Raw genomic sequence first — 14,895 nt, 5'->3', positions numbered from 1 at the left:
ACGTGATCCGAAGACTGGGCAACTGCACGGTGGCCGTTGCGGTATGCGCGGCGCTGGTTTTGAGCGCGTGTAGCAAGACGACCGACCCCGAGCCGCTGAGCGTGATCGCCGGCCCGGCCATCCCGCTGGGCGTGCAGGAGGTGCCGAATCCACTGCGCGGCCAGTACGAGGACCTGATGATGCCGCTTTTCCCACAGGCGAATCCCGCGCAGCGCCGGTACGGGTCGTGGCCGGCGTCGTATGACGCGAGCATGCGTTTCACCTGGCGGCAGTTGCAGCCTGTCGATCCGAGCACGCTGCCGCCCGACGCTCCCGACGAGGCCAAGTTCGACTTCAGCGCGATTGACGACGCGTTGACGAAGCTGGCCGGCCGCAACATGCGGCTGACGATCCGGATCGTCGCCTACAGCTCGTGCTGCGACACCGTCTATCCGTCCAACACGAGCATCGCCATTCCCGACTGGATGCGGCCGGTGGCCACCGACTATCCCTCGCCGCCCAAGTACTGGTGGACACCCGGGGTGACGCAGGTGGTGCCGAACTGGAATGACCCGCGCTACCTGGACGCGTTCGGCCAGCTGCTGGCCGCGCTGGGCCGCCGCTACGACCGCGACGAGCGGCTGAGCGTCTTCGAGTTTTCCGGCTACGGCGACTTCAGCGAAAACCACATCGCCTACTTGCGCGACAAGCTGAACGCGCCGGGCCCGTCGCCGGACGAGAGCGTCGCGAAGCTGGGGTATTACAGCCAGTTTCGGGACCAGAACATCACCAGCGCGTCGATCGCAAAGCTGGTGGCGGCGAACGTCAACGCCTTCCCCCACACCCAGTTGGTGGTGACCCCGATGAACGTGGACATCGTGCGACAGCTGTTCGCCGACTGGGTCACCAAAGCGTTGTCGGCGCCGGTGGGTATCCGGTCGGATTGCCTCGGCGTCTACGCACCGCTGCCGGTGTGGGCCGAGTCCGGCGGCTCGCACTACGTGCAGCTCAACGATCCGCTCGTCAAGCAGATCAAGGACCGGCTCGCGTCGGGACTGGTGATCACCGAGTGGTGCCAGCTGCCCGACGGGACCGACCCGAACAGCTACTACGAGAAGGGACTGCGCGACGTCGTCAAGTACCACGTGTCGATGACGTCGAGCTTCAACTTCCCGGCGGTGAACGCGACCTCGCCGATGGACCCGGCGCTGTTCCTGCTGTGGTCGAAAGCCAACGTCGTCGCCGGCTACCGATATTCGGCTGAGGCGCGCAAAGGCTCGCAGGCGTCGCACGACGGGGAAGCCACGATCGGCGTCACCTGGACCAACTACGGCGCGGCCGGCGCTTCCGAGAAATGGGTCCCCGGCTACCGGCTGGTGGATTTCACCGGGGCGGTGGTCCGAGAGATGCAATCGACCGTGAATCTGAAGACCCTGGTGCGCGGGGACAACTCCGGTAGCGAACCCACGCCGGCGTCGGCCGACGAAACCGTGACCGTCGACATCGGCAGCTTGCCGCCCGGCAACTACACCCTGCAGGCGGCGGCCACCTGGCAGCAGCACAAACCCGGCGCCTCGCACGTGGTGAACTATCCGCCGATGCAGCTGGCCCGCGACGGGCGCGACGGCACCGGGTGGTACCCCCTGGCGACGGTCGACATACCGCGCGAGGTGGTCACTTCCCCGCCTCGGCAGTGAAGGGCGCGTAGGGTGCGTCGGCAAACCACGCAAAAGTCCGCCACTGCCTGGGCGGACGATCGGATCTCGATTTGACGATGCTGCATAATGAGCGTTGGGTTTGCGCAGCGGGCGTTTAGGAGACCGAATGGATGCTCTAGCCCCGCTGAGCTACTAGAAGGGTACTGATTCGATGGATTTCCGTACTTTTGTCCGGATTATCGTGGCGCATTGGAAGCTGGCAGCGGGCGCGTTCCTGGCATGTGTGCTCGGCGCGGTGGTCGTTACGGCGTTGCAGACCAAGCACTATCAGTCGTCGGCCACGATCCTGATCTCGTTCTCCGGGGCCACCGACCTCACCGAGCTGTACAACGGCACGCTGACCGCGCAGGAGCGGCTGTCGTCCTACGCCCAGATCGCCGGCGGGCGCACGGTGGCCGAGCGCGCGATCAGCCAGCTGCAGGTCCCGATGAGTCCCGATGCCCTGGTGAGTCAGACGCAGGTGAAATACACCGCGAAGTCGATGCTGTTCACGATCTCTGTCAAGGACACCGATCCGACCCGCGCCGCGGCGCTGGCCGGGGCGATGGCCGACCAGTTCGCGACGATGGTCCCGACGCTCGGCGTGACCGCGCACTCGACCAACGGCGCGCCGCAGAGCAGCACCGCACCCCGACCCGACACCGGTGACACACCCCTGCCGTCGGAGGTGCCCGGCCAGCCGTCGGCCAAGCCGTTGCCGGTAGCCAGGGCGCGCGTGGTGGAGTCGCCCCGAGTGCCCACTCACGCGATCGCCCCGTCGCCGGTACGCAACGTGGCGATGGGCCTCATCGCCGGCCTGCTGCTGGGCGTCGCGGTGGCGCTGACCCGTGAGGCGACCGACCGCACCGTGCGCACCCGCGAGAAGCTGGAAGAGCTGTCCGGCTTGCCGACATTGGGAGAGCTGCCCGGAAAGCGGGGCACCGCACCGAAATTCGGCACCGACATCGCATTCGACGACGCGGTGCGCGGTCTGCGCACCCGGCTGAGCCGGGCAATGGGGCCCGATGCCCGCCGGGTGCTGGTGGCGGCACCGTTCGGCGGCGAGGGCACCACGACGACGGTGCTGAACCTGGCTCGGGCCTTCACCGAACTCGGCCAGGACGTGCTGCTCGTCGAGGGCGACACCCGGCGGCCGGTGATCGCCGGTCTGCTCAGCGTCGAGTCGGGTGAAGGACTCGCGCATGCGCTGGCCGACCCCAGCATCGCCGTGCAGGCCGTACGCGCGACCCCGATTTCGCGGTTGTTCCTTCTCGCGGCCCGGTCCGGCCGGCGCGGCGAGGGCGTGCCCGCCAGCGCGTTCACGCCGAACGTGATCGACAACGTGCTGGCGAACCTGTCATCGCGGTTCGGCCAGACCGTGGTGGACGGCCCGCCGGTGCTGGCCACGGCCGACTCCGGCCTGCTGGCCGGCGCGGTGCAGGCCACGGTGCTGGTGGTGCGTGCGAATCGCACTACCGTCGACGAACTCACCGACGCCCTGGCCGCGCTGCGTACCGCCGGCGCGAACATCGTCGGAACCGTGCTGACCGATGCCCAGCCGTCGGTGCACAGCAGGGCCGCGGCCCGCGCCTATCGGGGAAAGATCAGCGGGTCGGCGTGATTCCCTACCTGCGCAGTCGCGACCGCCTGGTGGTGGCTGCCGCTGCGCTGACGGTGTTCCTGTTGGGATGCTTCCTGTTCGGCGTGTTCTCGGTACGCCGGACCACCGAGGGCGTGCTCCTGATCGCGGCCCTGTTCTGCCTGGTCGTGTACTGGGTGAAGCCAGAAGGGATGGTCGCGGTCACGTTCTTCGGGGCGTTCGCGGCGCTGCCGGAGGGCCTGCACGTCGGAAAGGTCATCGGCCCGGTCGCGATCTACGCCTACCAGATCACGGCCCTGCTCTCCATCTTATATCTGCTTCCCAAAGTCAGACCCCGGTTCTCCGATTACCTCCTGCCGGGGGGGTTCGCGATAACCGTGGTGCTCTATACCTTTTATGGATTCTGGGCCGGGCATGACGACCTGATGGTGGCGCGTGAATCGACGACGCTGCTGGAGATGGTGGCCGGGTTCGTGCTGGGAATGCTCGTCGTCTGGGGCCATCACGCTGAGTGGCTGGTCCGCGTCATGATCGTCATTCTCTGGTTTTCGGCGGCCATGGCGATCGTCAGTTCGTTGCACGCCGTCCGGTTGGCCGGCCGGGCGGAAAGCCTGGAAGAGGCGACGGGCGCCGGCCAGGCACTGCGCATCGTGCTGTCCACTCAGCCACCGGCCACCGCCGTGCTCTCCGCGCTGGTCGCTGCCGCGATCGTCGGCCGGGTGAAGCCGATGATGTTCTATGCGCTGGGTCCGCCCGCGTTGATCATCTCGCTGCTGTCCTTCTCCCGGAACACGCTGATCGCCATGGTGGTCGCCGCGCTGGTCGCCCTGCTTTCCAGCTTCGGATTGCCGGCGTTGCGCCGGCTGGGCACCGTCGTGTTGGTGAGCTTGGCGGCCTTGGCGATCACGGTGCCCGGATCGCTGTTCTTGCTGCAGCATTCGCAGGCCGGGGCGTGGCTGAGCGATCAGTTCACCGCGTTCGGCCAACGGGTGCTGGGCGGTATTTCGACGAGCGCGCTGGCCGTCGACCAGTCGACGCTGGACCGGCTGCAGGAAAACGCCCGGCTCAACACCGCGATCGCCGAGGCGCCGATCTTCGGCCACGGTCTCGGCTACGCCTATCAGCTGCCGACCGGGAACGACCCGGACGCCTTCTCCTGGAAGCTGGGTCCCACCTACTCGCACCTCTTCTATCAGTGGTGGCTGGCCAAGGCCGGGGCGGTTGGTGTGGCGGTGTTCGCGTGGTTCGCGGCGACCCCCATTCTCAAGGCGGCCCGACGCGCGTCGGCGCCGGCCAAGATCAGCGCGGCGGTCAGCACCAGTCTGCTAGCGATTTCCGCGGTCTGGCCGCTGCCCGAGATGCCGATGGACGCGTTGGCGCTGGGTCTGGCCCTCGGAGCGACGATGGGATTTGCTGGGCTGGATCACCGGGACCGCGAGGCGGGCCGCGACACCGTCGACGAGATTCCGGAGCTGGCCGCCGCGCCCAGCTGAATTTTTTCAAAGCGTTACCCAGACCGGCGCTGACCTGGTTTATCTTGACCTGGTGGCCAGTTTGCTGGGAGACCTAGCCGGGTGTTAGCCGTTACCCACGTTGGCCCCGACATGTACAGCTTCGGGGGGACGCAGTCCGTCATCCGGGTCATCCGTGACAACAAGATCGGCGCGGACGACATCCGCGTCCTGTCCACCTGGGACGGCGGCAACCACGCGAAGAGCCTTCTGCTCACGGCCCGCGCGGGCGTGGCGCTGGCCCGCACCGCTTGCCCGGCTATCGTGCATTTCCATATCTCCAACGGCGGAGCGTGGCTGCGCGAGGGACCGCTGATTCGGCTGGCGCGAGCGCGCGGCTTCCGGATCATCGTCACCATCCACGGCTCCGATTTTCACGACTTCGCTGCGACGCGGCCACGCTTCGTGGGAGCCACGTTGAAATGTGCCGACCACGTGATCGTGTTGTCGGAGGAAGCGCGTGTCGCCGTTGCGGCGGTGGCGCCGTCCGTGCGCACCTCCGTGGTCGCCAACCCGATCCCGATCGATCGTGATGCCCCACCGGCCGGCTTGACGCCGCCTGTGGCGCTGTTCGCCGGGACCGTCGGTCGCCGCAAAGGTGTCGACGACCTGGTCGCCGCCTGGCGGTTGCTGCTTGACCAGGGCATCGACGGGCATCTTCGGATCGTCGGGCGCATCGACGACTACACCCCGCCGCCCACCGAGCGGATGTCGGTGGAAGGCCCGGTACACCCCGACGAGATCCGCGATCTGCTCCGGACGGTGCGCGTGGTCGTCCTGCCGTCCTACGCGGAAGGCATGCCGATGATCCTCACCGAGGCCCTCGCCGGCGCGCGGCCATTCGTGGCCACCCCGGTGGGCGGAACAGCGGAGATCGCATCGGACCCGGGTATGCTCGTGCCCGTCGGCGATGTGCCCGCGCTGGCCGCGGCTATAGGCCGCTACCTGCGCGATCCGGGTTTGGCCGAGCGCGATGGGCTGCGCGGCCAAGAGCACATCGCGGCGACGCGCAGCCCCCAAATCATTGACGCCGAACTTCGCCGGATTTACGGGGGCTGTGCGATTGAAGCGAGTTGAACTGCGGGGACCGCACCTCGCCGTGAGTGCGGTCGGTTTCGGCTGCGGCGGATTGATGCAGTCGCCGTCGCGCAGGGAGCGGATGGCCGTCCTCGGCAGCGCGGTGGACAGCGGGATCACCCACTTCGACACCGCGCGGATGTATGGGCTCGGAATGGCCGAGGCGGAACTGGGGGCGTTCGTCCGCACGGTCGGTCGCGACGCCGTCACCATTGCCACCAAGTTCGGCATCGACGTCGGCGGAGCCGCCCGGCGGCTCGCCCGGTATCAAGCCCCGGCGCGGGCCCTGCTGCGCAAGGCGCCGGCGCTGCGCCGCGCCGTCAAGCGACGCCAGGGACCCGACACGACTGCCCGGGACTACGACTCGGCGACCGCGGCGCGCAGCCTCGACGAGAGCCTCGCCGCGTTGGGCGTCGACTACGTCGACATCCTCTTCCTGCATGCGCCCAAGCCCGGCGACACGGTGCGCGACGGCGAACTGCGTGAGTTCTTCGACAACGCCAAGCAGCAGGGCAAGATTCGCGCCTGGGGCGTCTCCCAGGACGAGGGGCTCGAGGTGGATTTCGCGGCGGCGTTCGCGCCCGAGGGCGTCAGCCAATACCGCAGCGATGTGCTCAATCCCGCGCCGCGCCCGGCCGATCTCGCGTTCGGCGTGCTGAACAGGCCGTACACGTCGCTGTCCGCGGCGCTGTCGGCCGACCAGCGGCTGGCCGCGCAGTGGCGCGAGGCCCTGCAACTCGATCCGCTGGCACCCGGCGTGCTGCCGAAGCTGATCATCGGGTCGTCGGCCGCGGCGACCGGATCGCCCGCGATTCTCTACAGCACTACCAAGCCGCACCGAATCGCCGAAGCGGCGAGCGCCATCTCGTCGCCGTTGGACGCGGAGACCCTGACGCGGTTCCTCGGCCTCGTCGCGCAGTTCCGGGAAGGTGCTGTCGCGTGATCCGCGGCCCGGAGGAGTTCGCCGCTTTCACGACGATCGAGACCGACGTCGTGGTCGTCGGGGCCGGCGCGGTAGGCATCGCCACGGCGCTGGAACTCGCCGGGGCCGGCGTGCGGGTGGCGTTGATCGAAAGCGGCCTCGAGCGCACCGACCAAGCGGCGCAGGACCTGGCGACTCTCGATTCGCACCAGGACGACTACTTCCATGCGCGCAGCGAGCTGACGGTCCGGCGACAGGTCGGCGGAACCACGGCGCTGTGGGGCGGGCGTTGCGTCAAGTTCGACCCGATCGATTTCGAGGACCGGCCGATCACCGCGCGGGCGCCCTGGCCGATCGGCGACGACGACATCGCTCCCTACCGGCAACGAGCCTGCGATTGGGCGGGGTGCGGTCAGGCGAAATTCAATGCGCGTGAGATCCCCGAGATCGCGGACAACAGTATGGTGGTCGGGCTTCCGGACGGCGCGGTGCGCACCACCGATCTGGAACGCTGGGCCTTGCCGACACGGTTCGGCCGCGAATACCGCGGCGCGTTGCGCGACGCCCCCACTCTGACGCTGTGGACCGGGCTCACCTGCACCGAGATCGTGACGACCGAGGCCGGCGACGCCGTCGACCATCTCGTGGTCAAGACACTCGCAGGCCGGCAGGGCAGGGTCGTCGCGCGGGACTACATCATCGCGACGGGCGGACTGGAGGCAACCCGGCTGCTGATGGTGTCCGATCGGCACCATCCGGCAGGTCTGGGAAACGCCGGCGGCCACCTCGGGCACTGGTACATGTCGCACGTCGAGGCCCGGGTCGCGCGCGTGCATTTCAACACCGACAAGGTCATCCACGCCTACGAGCGGGACCGCGACGGCGTGTACGTCCGGCGCCGCTTCACCTTCGACCCCCAGCTGCTGCGGGACGCCGGGATGCCGAATGCCGCTGTGTGGCTGGTGAATCCGGCGATCAGCGACCCGAGCCACGGCAGCGGTATTTTGTCGGGCGTCTACCTGACGCTGATCTCGCCGTTCGGTCGTTTCCTGTTGGCGGCGGCGATCCGTGAGGCACACACCAAGCGGGCCGGCTCGCCCCGGGTTCTGGCGCATCTGCGCAACATCGTCCGCGACCTGTTTCCGTCGATCCGCTTCGCGGTCACGTTCCCCTACGCCAGGTTCGTGCGCAGGGGCCGCAAGGCGCCGGGGTTTTTCGTCAAGAGCGCCGACAACACCTATGCGCTGCACTACCACGGTGAGCATCTTCCGCATTGGGAGAGCCGCGTCGAGCTGACCGACGAACGGGATGCCTTGGGAATGCGCAGGATTCGCACTCATATGCACTTCTCCGAAGACGATCTGGTCAGCGTGCGCAAGGCCGTCGGCCTGATCGACGAACACCTGCGCCGGCACGGTGCCGGATCGGTGGAATGGCTCAGTGACGACGTCGAGGGCCTGGTGCGCGAGTACCTGGGCGAGATGGGTGGTTTCCATCAGGTGGGCACCACCCGGATGTCGGTGGCCCCCGAGGACGGCGTGGTGGACGCGAACCTTCAGGTGCACGGGGTGCGCGGGTTGTACATCGCGAGCACGTCGGTACTGCCCACGTCGAGCCAGGCCAACCCGACACTGCTCGGCATCGCGCTGGGTGTGCGGCTCGCCGACCACATCGCGAGGGTCCGGGCCCAGCGTCGGCGCTCGGATTCCCGGACCGCCTGAGACGTCAGCGCCGGCGGGCCAGCACCGCGTCGATGACTTCGAGGAAGCGGTCCGCGACGATGTCGACGGCGCAGTGTTGGGCGTAGTGGCGCGCCGCCGCAGCCCCGAGTTCGGCCGCGACGGACGAGTCGGCCAGCAGGTCGAACGCGGCGGCCAGCCCGGCGACGTCGTCGATACCGATCGGCGGGCAGCCCGGCGGCTGGTACTCAGGCAGCCCGCCGGCGGTGGACACGATCGGCATGACGCCCAGCTGCATCGAGAGCACCTGCACCCCGCTTTGTGACGCGCGCCGGTAGTGCGAGATCGAGCCCTTGGCCGTCGACAACGCGGGGATGACATCGGCGTAGCGGTAACTGCCGTTGCGCCACACCGTGTGTTTGGGCAAGGCGGCGGCGTCGAGTGGGCCGTCGCCGATCAGCACCAGATTGTCCCCGCGCCAGCCGTCGCCGCCGACGTGTCGCTGCCAGGCCTCCAGCACGACGTCGACGTTCTTGTAGGGGTTGAGCCGGCCGAACAGGACGAAGTCACGGCGTCCCTGCGCACCCACGAACGGCGGGATGCGGGACAGGTCGACATCGCTGGCGAGCGGCACGACGTGCACCGGCGTGCCCGCGACGTCGCGGCGCGCGGCCACACCGGCCGCGACGTACCGGCTGTAGGTGATCGTGGCCGCCGATCGGGCACCCCAGCGGTCGAACACCGCACGCTCGTAGGCCGGCGTCAGTTCGTCGGGGTCGTGCGGCCGGTCGTCATGCACCACCTGAATGCGCGGCGCCAGCCCGGCCAGCGCGATCCAGCGTGGGTCGCGGACGATCTCGGCGATCACCACGTCGGGAGCGAACTTGCGGATCTGGCGCCAGGCGTTGAAGGTCGGCACCCAGGTCGACGCGGTCTTGAACCGCGGATCGAGCACCAGCTCGTAGTCGCGGGCCGCGTCGGACTCCGGGTGTTTGTTGGAGGTCACCAGCAGCACGTCGGCGCCATGGCGGATCAGCGCCTCGGACTGCACGCGCACCGCCGGCCGCGTCCACGGCGAAAGCCAAAGCACCCGAGGTGAATTCACTGCTCTCCGTTGGCCTGTAGGAAGATGTCGGCGTCGGTCCACATCTTGGTTTCCAGCGATCGCCTGGGCACGGCCGCAAGCAGGTTCGTCACATGCGGCGAGGCGAGCAGCCGCCAGACAAGCGGATTGATCTTCGCCCGCGTCCAGATGTGCAGACCCATCCCGCCGATCGCCCACCGCCGGGTCTTGGAGGTGTGGAACCGCATGCCGAAGCGCTGCCCGATCAGTTCCAGCGTCCGCTTCTGGTAGAAGGTGATGTGCTGCCCGGTGGCGAACGCGTAGTACATCCACTCCTCGGTATCTGGGGGACCGCCGTCGAAAAGCTCCGTCGTGAAAACGATCGTGTCGGTGCCGGTGGTGTCGAGCAGCTCGCCCACGAATGCGACCGGGTCGGCGAGATGCTCCATCACTTCGAAGGCGGTGACGACGGTATACGGCGCGCCGGGACCCGCCGTTGCCTGGAAGCCCTGCGCGGTCAGGTTGGGGGAGTACTTGTCGGTCCAGTAGTAGTCGAAGCCGATGTCGCGCATCAGGCGGGTGTAAACGCCGTAACCCCCGGCCGCGTCGAGAAACCGGCCACGCGGATCGAAGAGGAAATACAGCAACACGGACATGACCCGCGCCAGGTATTGGTTGCGCCACAGCATCGTGGTGTCCGCCGCCGCCATCGGGCTGGCATAGGCCTCGTCGAGCCAATAGGGCTCTTCGGTGGCCAGCACCCCGCAGTTATCGCAGAAGTAGTACTTGCAAACGTATTTGCAGAGCACTTCGTGATTGAACGCCGGCGTGGCGGCCGAACTGCAGATGCGGCACCGCACGGTCTCACATTCCTCCTGAGCGTCCTCGCGATATCAGCAAACCGGAGAGGACAGTGGAAAACCTACGGCACATTCCGCGCGATGAGCAACCCCGCGCCGGGGAGCTCCGCCACCCGCGGGCCGGCCCGGCGGTACGGGGGAAATCGCCGGGGCTACAAGAACTCCCACGTGCGCAGTTGCCGACCGCGATACGCAAATTCCACGGTCTCGGGATGGTAGCTTTAGTGACCAAATGCCCAAAGAGACGCTCAAGGAAAAGATCCGGCGCATCCTCGGCACCCAAACGCGGGATCAGCTCAAGGATCTGATCCTCTTCGATCATTCTCAGTCGCTGAAGGCGAACCATCCGAATCCGCTGAACCGCGCGGGCAAGAAGTGTTTTTCGTCGACGGACGAGGACGGCATCACGCTGGAGATCCTGCGCCGCGTCGGCCGGCTCGAGGACGGCGTATTCGCCGAATTCGGCGTCGGCGACGGGACGGAAAACAACACGCTGATTCTCGCCGCGCTGGGCTGGAAGGGCTTCTGGGTCGGGGGACAGGAGCTGGCGGTCACCTACCCGGACGGTCCGCACTTCACCTACGAGAAGGCCTGGATCACCGCGGAGAACATCCTGGCGCTGAGCGCGGCCTGCCTGCGGCGCATCGATGCCGGCGCGGTCGACGTCGTCTCGCTGGATTTGGACGGCAACGACATCTACCTGATCGAAAAGCTGCTGGCAGACGGGATGCGACCGACGCTTTTCATCGTCGAGTACAACGCCAAGTTCCCGCCGCCGGTGAAATTTCAGATCAGCTACGACCCCGACCACCAATGGCAGTCCGACGATTACTTCGGGGCGTCGCTGAGTAGCTTCGTCGCCATGTTCGCGCGCTTCGACTACCGGCTGGTGTGCTGCAATTCCCATTCGGGTACCAATGCCTTTTTCGTCGACAGCGCGCTGTCGCAGCACTTTGCGGATGTGCCGACCGACATCGGCGAGCTCTACGTCGAACCCCGGTACTTCCTCTATTCCGGCCGGTACTCGCAGCACCGGACATCGCTGCGCACGATCGAAAAGATCCTGGGCCCGCGCGAGCAGTAAGTCCGAAGCGGCACAACCGGATTCACAGCACCGCGTTGATCGCCTCGATGTAGGCGTCGGTCATCGCCTCCACCGTGTAGTGCTTGTGCATGCGTTCGAAGCCGCGCCGCCCGATCGGCGGCAATTCGTCGGGCTGCGCGAGGATGCCGGCCAAGCGCTCTCGCCATCCCGACACCGACACGGGATCGACGAGGAATCCCGCCTTTCCGAAATCCAGCATCTCCGGCACGGCGCAAATCGCGGACGCCGCAACCGGTATCGACCGGGCCATCGCCTCGAGAATCACCAGCGGGAAGGCCTCGGAGCGGCTGGGAACACACAGCAGATCCGCGTCGGCCAGCGCCGTCTCGGGGCCGGGGACCCAGCCGCGCCAGTGCACCCGGTCGCGCAATTGCGCGGGCGTTCGTGCCTGCAGTCTCTCCCGGTCCGGGCCGTCACCGAAAATCGACAGCTGCCAAGGCATATCGGCCAGCCCGGCGAGTGCCTCGACCAGCAGGTGCGGATTCTTGTGCTCGAGGATGCGCGACAACATCACCAGGTGCAACGGCTCGCCGGCGGTCCTGGTCCGGGCCGGTGGCACGGGATCGCCGGCCCGGGCGACGCCGTTGGGGGCGACGAAACGCCGGCCCCACAGCCGATGCTGTGCGGCCAGCATGTCCCAATGCCGTTGCGCCAGAACGATGAACCCGTCCGCCCGGCGCATGGCGACGGTCAGCGGCCGGGAATAGATGGGCCGGTCCTGCTCGGGAGGAACATGCGGCGCGACCAGCCAGCGCCGGCCCTTGCCGGCCGCGCGCCACAACGTCGCAAAGCCCGCCTCGGTGTTGGTATCGGCGGTGATCAGCACGGCCGGGCCCTCGGGTAGGTCGATCACCGGCGCCCACCAGGGCTGGCGCACCACGCGCACGGTAGCCGGGATCTCGGCGATCAACGGGCCGAACCGCTGCACGCAGACGATGGTGACCGAGTAGCCGCGCCGGTCTAATTCCGTTGCAAGCAAAGCCTTTTGGCGTTCAGCGCCGCCGTAGACCAGGCGGTTGCTGGAGATCACGATCGACGGCAGGTCGGTGCGGCGGGCGACGGGCACCTCGCGCCTGGACCGCTGAACGCGGTGCAGCAGCGTGGTCCCGGCCAGATACAGATCCGCGTGATGAACGCTCTTCTGGTGCTCGAGCAGTAGCGCGGTGTTGGTGCGGGCCAACTCCAGTTCGCGGCGGCGCTGGTCGCCCCGGCCGGCCACCGGGCCGCCCCGATCGACACCGAGCTCGTCGGCCAGCAGCAACCGCCAGCCCGCCGCGCGGGCCCGCGCCTGCCAGTCGGCTGTTTCGCCGTAGCCGAAGAACTCTTCGTCGAAGCCGCCGATGGTGTTCCACGCCGCGCGGTTGATCGCCAGACAGGTGCCGTCCAAATCGCCGTCGAGACTGTCTGATTCGAGCGGCGGTCGGGCATAGTGCGGTGAGATCGGGGTGCCGCGCAGCGAGTCGGAGTAGCCGGCGTCGGCCATCAGCGCGCGGGCGACGGTGTGGCGCCGGGTCGCGACGTCCCAGGGCTTGCGGCGGGCCGCCGTGTCCTGCGCCATCGGCGAGACCGCCGCGACTTTCGGCCGGCGCAGCAACTCCCGGGTGCGCGTCAAGGGCCCCAGCAGCCGGGTGTCGGCACGCAGCAACAGCAGATCGGCGTCGGGTGGCGCATGCTGCACCAGCGCGTTGTATGCCGCCGCGACACCGACATTGGCCGATCCGGGCACCCAGTGCACCGTCGGGTACCGGGTGGCCGGCTCGCCGCAGGCATAGACGTAGACCGGCAGCTCGGGCAGGTGCTCGGCGACGCCGGCCAGGCAACGCGCCAGCGCGTCAGCGGAGCCCTGCGCGACGATCAGCACCGCAAGTGACCGCGTCGACGGCAGCGCGGCCGAGTCGCCGACCGGTTGCTTGAGATAGGACCGATCCAACTCGTGCTTCATGCCGCGAGCTGACTCCGGCGCAGCGAGTTCAGGTCCGACCAGCGCAGCGGACCGACCGCCGCGCTGGTGGCCAGATAGACGGCCGCGGCCACCGCCAGGACGACAACCACGTGATGGCCCGAAAGCAGCAGTGTGACAACGACACTGGCGCCCGTCGGCACCAGCACCCGCAGCAGGAAGGCCATCGGTGTGCGGTAGCCGCAATGCCGGCGCAGCCACCAGCTGCTGATCACCATGTTGAAGAACTCCGTGCACACCAGCGCGACACCGGGCCCGACCGCACCGTAGCGCCCGGCCAGTGAGAGGTTGAGCGTGACGTTGAGTACCAGGGTGGCGATCGTCAACCAGAACAGGATCCGCTGATGATGGCTGGCGACCAGCCCCTGGCCGAGCGTGCCGCTGACGAATCGCAGTGCCGCGGCGATGAATAGCAATGCCAGGGTCGGGGTTCCGCGGGCGACGAACGCCTGGTCGCCGAAGAGCCCGATCAACGGACCGGCGAGCAACGCGCCGATCACCGCGACCGGCACCGCGACGAAGTACATCAGCTCGACGCTGCGGCGCAGAAAGCCGGCGAACGCGACGACGTCACGCGCGAACAGCTCGGTGGCTGTCGACAGCGTCGACTTCAGGAAGATCAGCGACACCACGATCGTGTTGAAGGCGATCGTGAAGGCCAGGCCGTACACACCGACCTCGGAGTGGGTGCTCAACAGCGACAGGATCACGCCGTCGGCGCGGCAGTACAGCAGCCCGACGACGAGGAATCCGATCAGCGGCAGGCTTTCCCGCAACAGGTCGGTGGCCTCGCGCGGCGCGAAGACCGGCCGCACCGAGATGTGCCGCATCGCGGCGGCGCCCTGGATCAGCAGCGCCACGGCGGGCGGAATGAGTTGTGCGACAGCGAACCAGATGACGTCGGCGCGCTGTGCCACCAGGATGGCGACCATCGCCAGCGCGCCGAGGCGGCCGACGACGTCGGAGATCGCCACGGCGGAGAACCGCACGGTGGCAAGAAACACCGGCTCGAACCGCGTCACCATGGTCTGCATCAGCAGCGCCCCGGACAGCACGATGAGCATCACCTGCACATCGGAGTCGTGATAGATCAGCAAGCCCGACCCGGCCGCCAGCAGTGCCAGCGGAACGCAGTAGACCAGGGCCATACCGCTGTTGACGCGGACCAGGCGCTCGAGGTCGCCGCGGCCGGAGGTCACCCGCCGCACGATCACGGTGGCGATGCCGAGGTCGGCCAGGCTGGTCCACATGGCGATGAACAGCATCGCGATGGACAGCAGACCGTACCGCCCGGGACCCAGGTAGCGGGCGGTCATGGCCACCGACACCACCGAGGCCATCATGCCCAGCGCGCGGCAGATCAGCTGGATGGAGAACGCGTGAGCCATCCGCCGCAGCGGCACTGACGGTACGACCGCACCGGGTGCCGTCGGCTCAGTCAT

The 14,895-nt window shown here is 67.9% G+C and carries 11 protein-coding genes; 7 read left to right on the top strand and 4 right to left on the bottom strand.

What is annotated here, in order from left to right; all coding sequences use genetic code 11:
* Positions 1 to 2 precede the first annotated feature (2 nt).
* The 6 genes from MAAFP003_RS22245 to MAAFP003_RS22220 all read left to right on the top strand — a co-directional run bounded on the left by MAAFP003_RS22245 (position 3) and on the right by MAAFP003_RS22220 (position 8,507).
* The gene (locus MAAFP003_RS22245) at positions 3 to 1,676 is read left to right on the top strand and encodes a hypothetical protein (protein ID WP_423790934.1); all 1,674 of its coding nucleotides are present in this window, start codon (positions 3 to 5) and stop codon (positions 1,674 to 1,676) included.
* Between the two features lie 172 nt (positions 1,677 to 1,848).
* Positions 1,849 to 3,297, top strand: a complete 1,449-nt coding sequence (locus MAAFP003_RS22240) for a tyrosine-protein kinase domain-containing protein (protein WP_096289864.1) — start codon at positions 1,849 to 1,851, stop codon at positions 3,295 to 3,297.
* Positions 3,294 to 4,769 carry an O-antigen ligase family protein gene (locus MAAFP003_RS22235; RefSeq protein ID WP_096289863.1) on the top strand — a complete coding sequence of 492 codons (1,476 nt, stop codon included), beginning with the start codon at positions 3,294 to 3,296 and terminating at the stop codon, positions 4,767 to 4,769. Before MAAFP003_RS22240 ends, MAAFP003_RS22235 begins: the two co-directional genes overlap by 4 nt.
* 81 nt (positions 4,770 to 4,850) lie before the next feature.
* The gene (locus MAAFP003_RS22230) at positions 4,851 to 5,864 is read left to right on the top strand and encodes a glycosyltransferase family 4 protein (protein ID WP_165796470.1); all 1,014 of its coding nucleotides are present in this window, start codon (positions 4,851 to 4,853) and stop codon (positions 5,862 to 5,864) included.
* Positions 5,865 to 5,886: 22 nt separating this feature from the next.
* Positions 5,887 to 6,807 carry an aldo/keto reductase gene (locus tag MAAFP003_RS22225; protein ID WP_279304540.1) on the top strand — a complete coding sequence of 307 codons (921 nt, stop codon included), beginning with the start codon at positions 5,887 to 5,889 and terminating at the stop codon, positions 6,805 to 6,807.
* Positions 6,804 to 8,507, top strand: coding sequence for a GMC oxidoreductase (locus MAAFP003_RS22220; protein WP_096289860.1), 1,704 nt, complete (start codon positions 6,804 to 6,806; stop codon positions 8,505 to 8,507). Before MAAFP003_RS22225 ends, MAAFP003_RS22220 begins: the two co-directional genes overlap by 4 nt.
* Before the next feature lie 4 nt (positions 8,508 to 8,511).
* Here MAAFP003_RS22220 and MAAFP003_RS22215 read toward each other — a convergent pair whose 3' ends face one another.
* Positions 8,512 to 9,555: a glycosyltransferase gene (locus tag MAAFP003_RS22215; protein WP_096291340.1), complete on the bottom strand. Its 1,044-nt coding sequence runs from the start codon at positions 9,553 to 9,555 to the stop codon at positions 8,512 to 8,514.
* Between the two features lie 11 nt (positions 9,556 to 9,566).
* On the bottom strand, positions 9,567 to 10,388 hold the full coding sequence (locus MAAFP003_RS22210; protein WP_096289859.1) for a class I SAM-dependent methyltransferase: 822 nt from the start codon (positions 10,386 to 10,388) through the stop codon (positions 9,567 to 9,569).
* A 232-nt stretch (positions 10,389 to 10,620) separates the two neighbouring features.
* Between MAAFP003_RS22210 and MAAFP003_RS22205 the strand changes: the two genes are divergently transcribed.
* The gene (locus tag MAAFP003_RS22205) at positions 10,621 to 11,472 is read left to right on the top strand and encodes a hypothetical protein (protein WP_096289858.1); all 852 of its coding nucleotides are present in this window, start codon (positions 10,621 to 10,623) and stop codon (positions 11,470 to 11,472) included.
* 22 nt (positions 11,473 to 11,494) lie between these two features.
* On the opposite strand, the gene MAAFP003_RS22200 is transcribed toward MAAFP003_RS22205, so the two are convergent.
* On the bottom strand, positions 11,495 to 13,435 hold the full coding sequence (locus MAAFP003_RS22200) for a glycosyltransferase (RefSeq protein WP_096289857.1): 1,941 nt from the start codon (positions 13,433 to 13,435) through the stop codon (positions 11,495 to 11,497).
* A complete protein-coding gene (locus MAAFP003_RS22195) occupies positions 13,432 to 14,895 on the bottom strand; it encodes a flippase (protein WP_096289856.1) in 1,464 nt (487 codons plus the stop codon). The genes MAAFP003_RS22200 and MAAFP003_RS22195 overlap by 4 nt, the downstream gene beginning before the upstream one ends.

It is taken from the genome of Mycobacterium ahvazicum, assembly GCF_900176255.2.
GTDB lineage: Bacteria > Actinomycetota > Actinomycetes > Mycobacteriales > Mycobacteriaceae > Mycobacterium > Mycobacterium ahvazicum.
The sequence above is the reverse complement of the archived record's forward strand: the minus strand, read 5'-3'. Positions and strand labels throughout refer to the sequence as shown.

Coding starts and splice junctions, on each gene's coding strand:
- MAAFP003_RS22195 (WP_096289856.1), bottom strand. CDS start 14,895: ATGACTGAGCCGACGGCACCCGGTGCGGTCGTACCGTCAGTGCCGCTG.
- MAAFP003_RS22240 (WP_096289864.1), top strand. CDS start 1,849: ATGGATTTCCGTACTTTTGTCCGGATTATCGTGGCGCATTGGAAGCTG.
- MAAFP003_RS22200 (WP_096289857.1), bottom strand. CDS start 13,435: ATGAAGCACGAGTTGGATCGGTCCTATCTCAAGCAACCGGTCGGCGAC.
- MAAFP003_RS22205 (WP_096289858.1), top strand. CDS start 10,621: ATGCCCAAAGAGACGCTCAAGGAAAAGATCCGGCGCATCCTCGGCACC.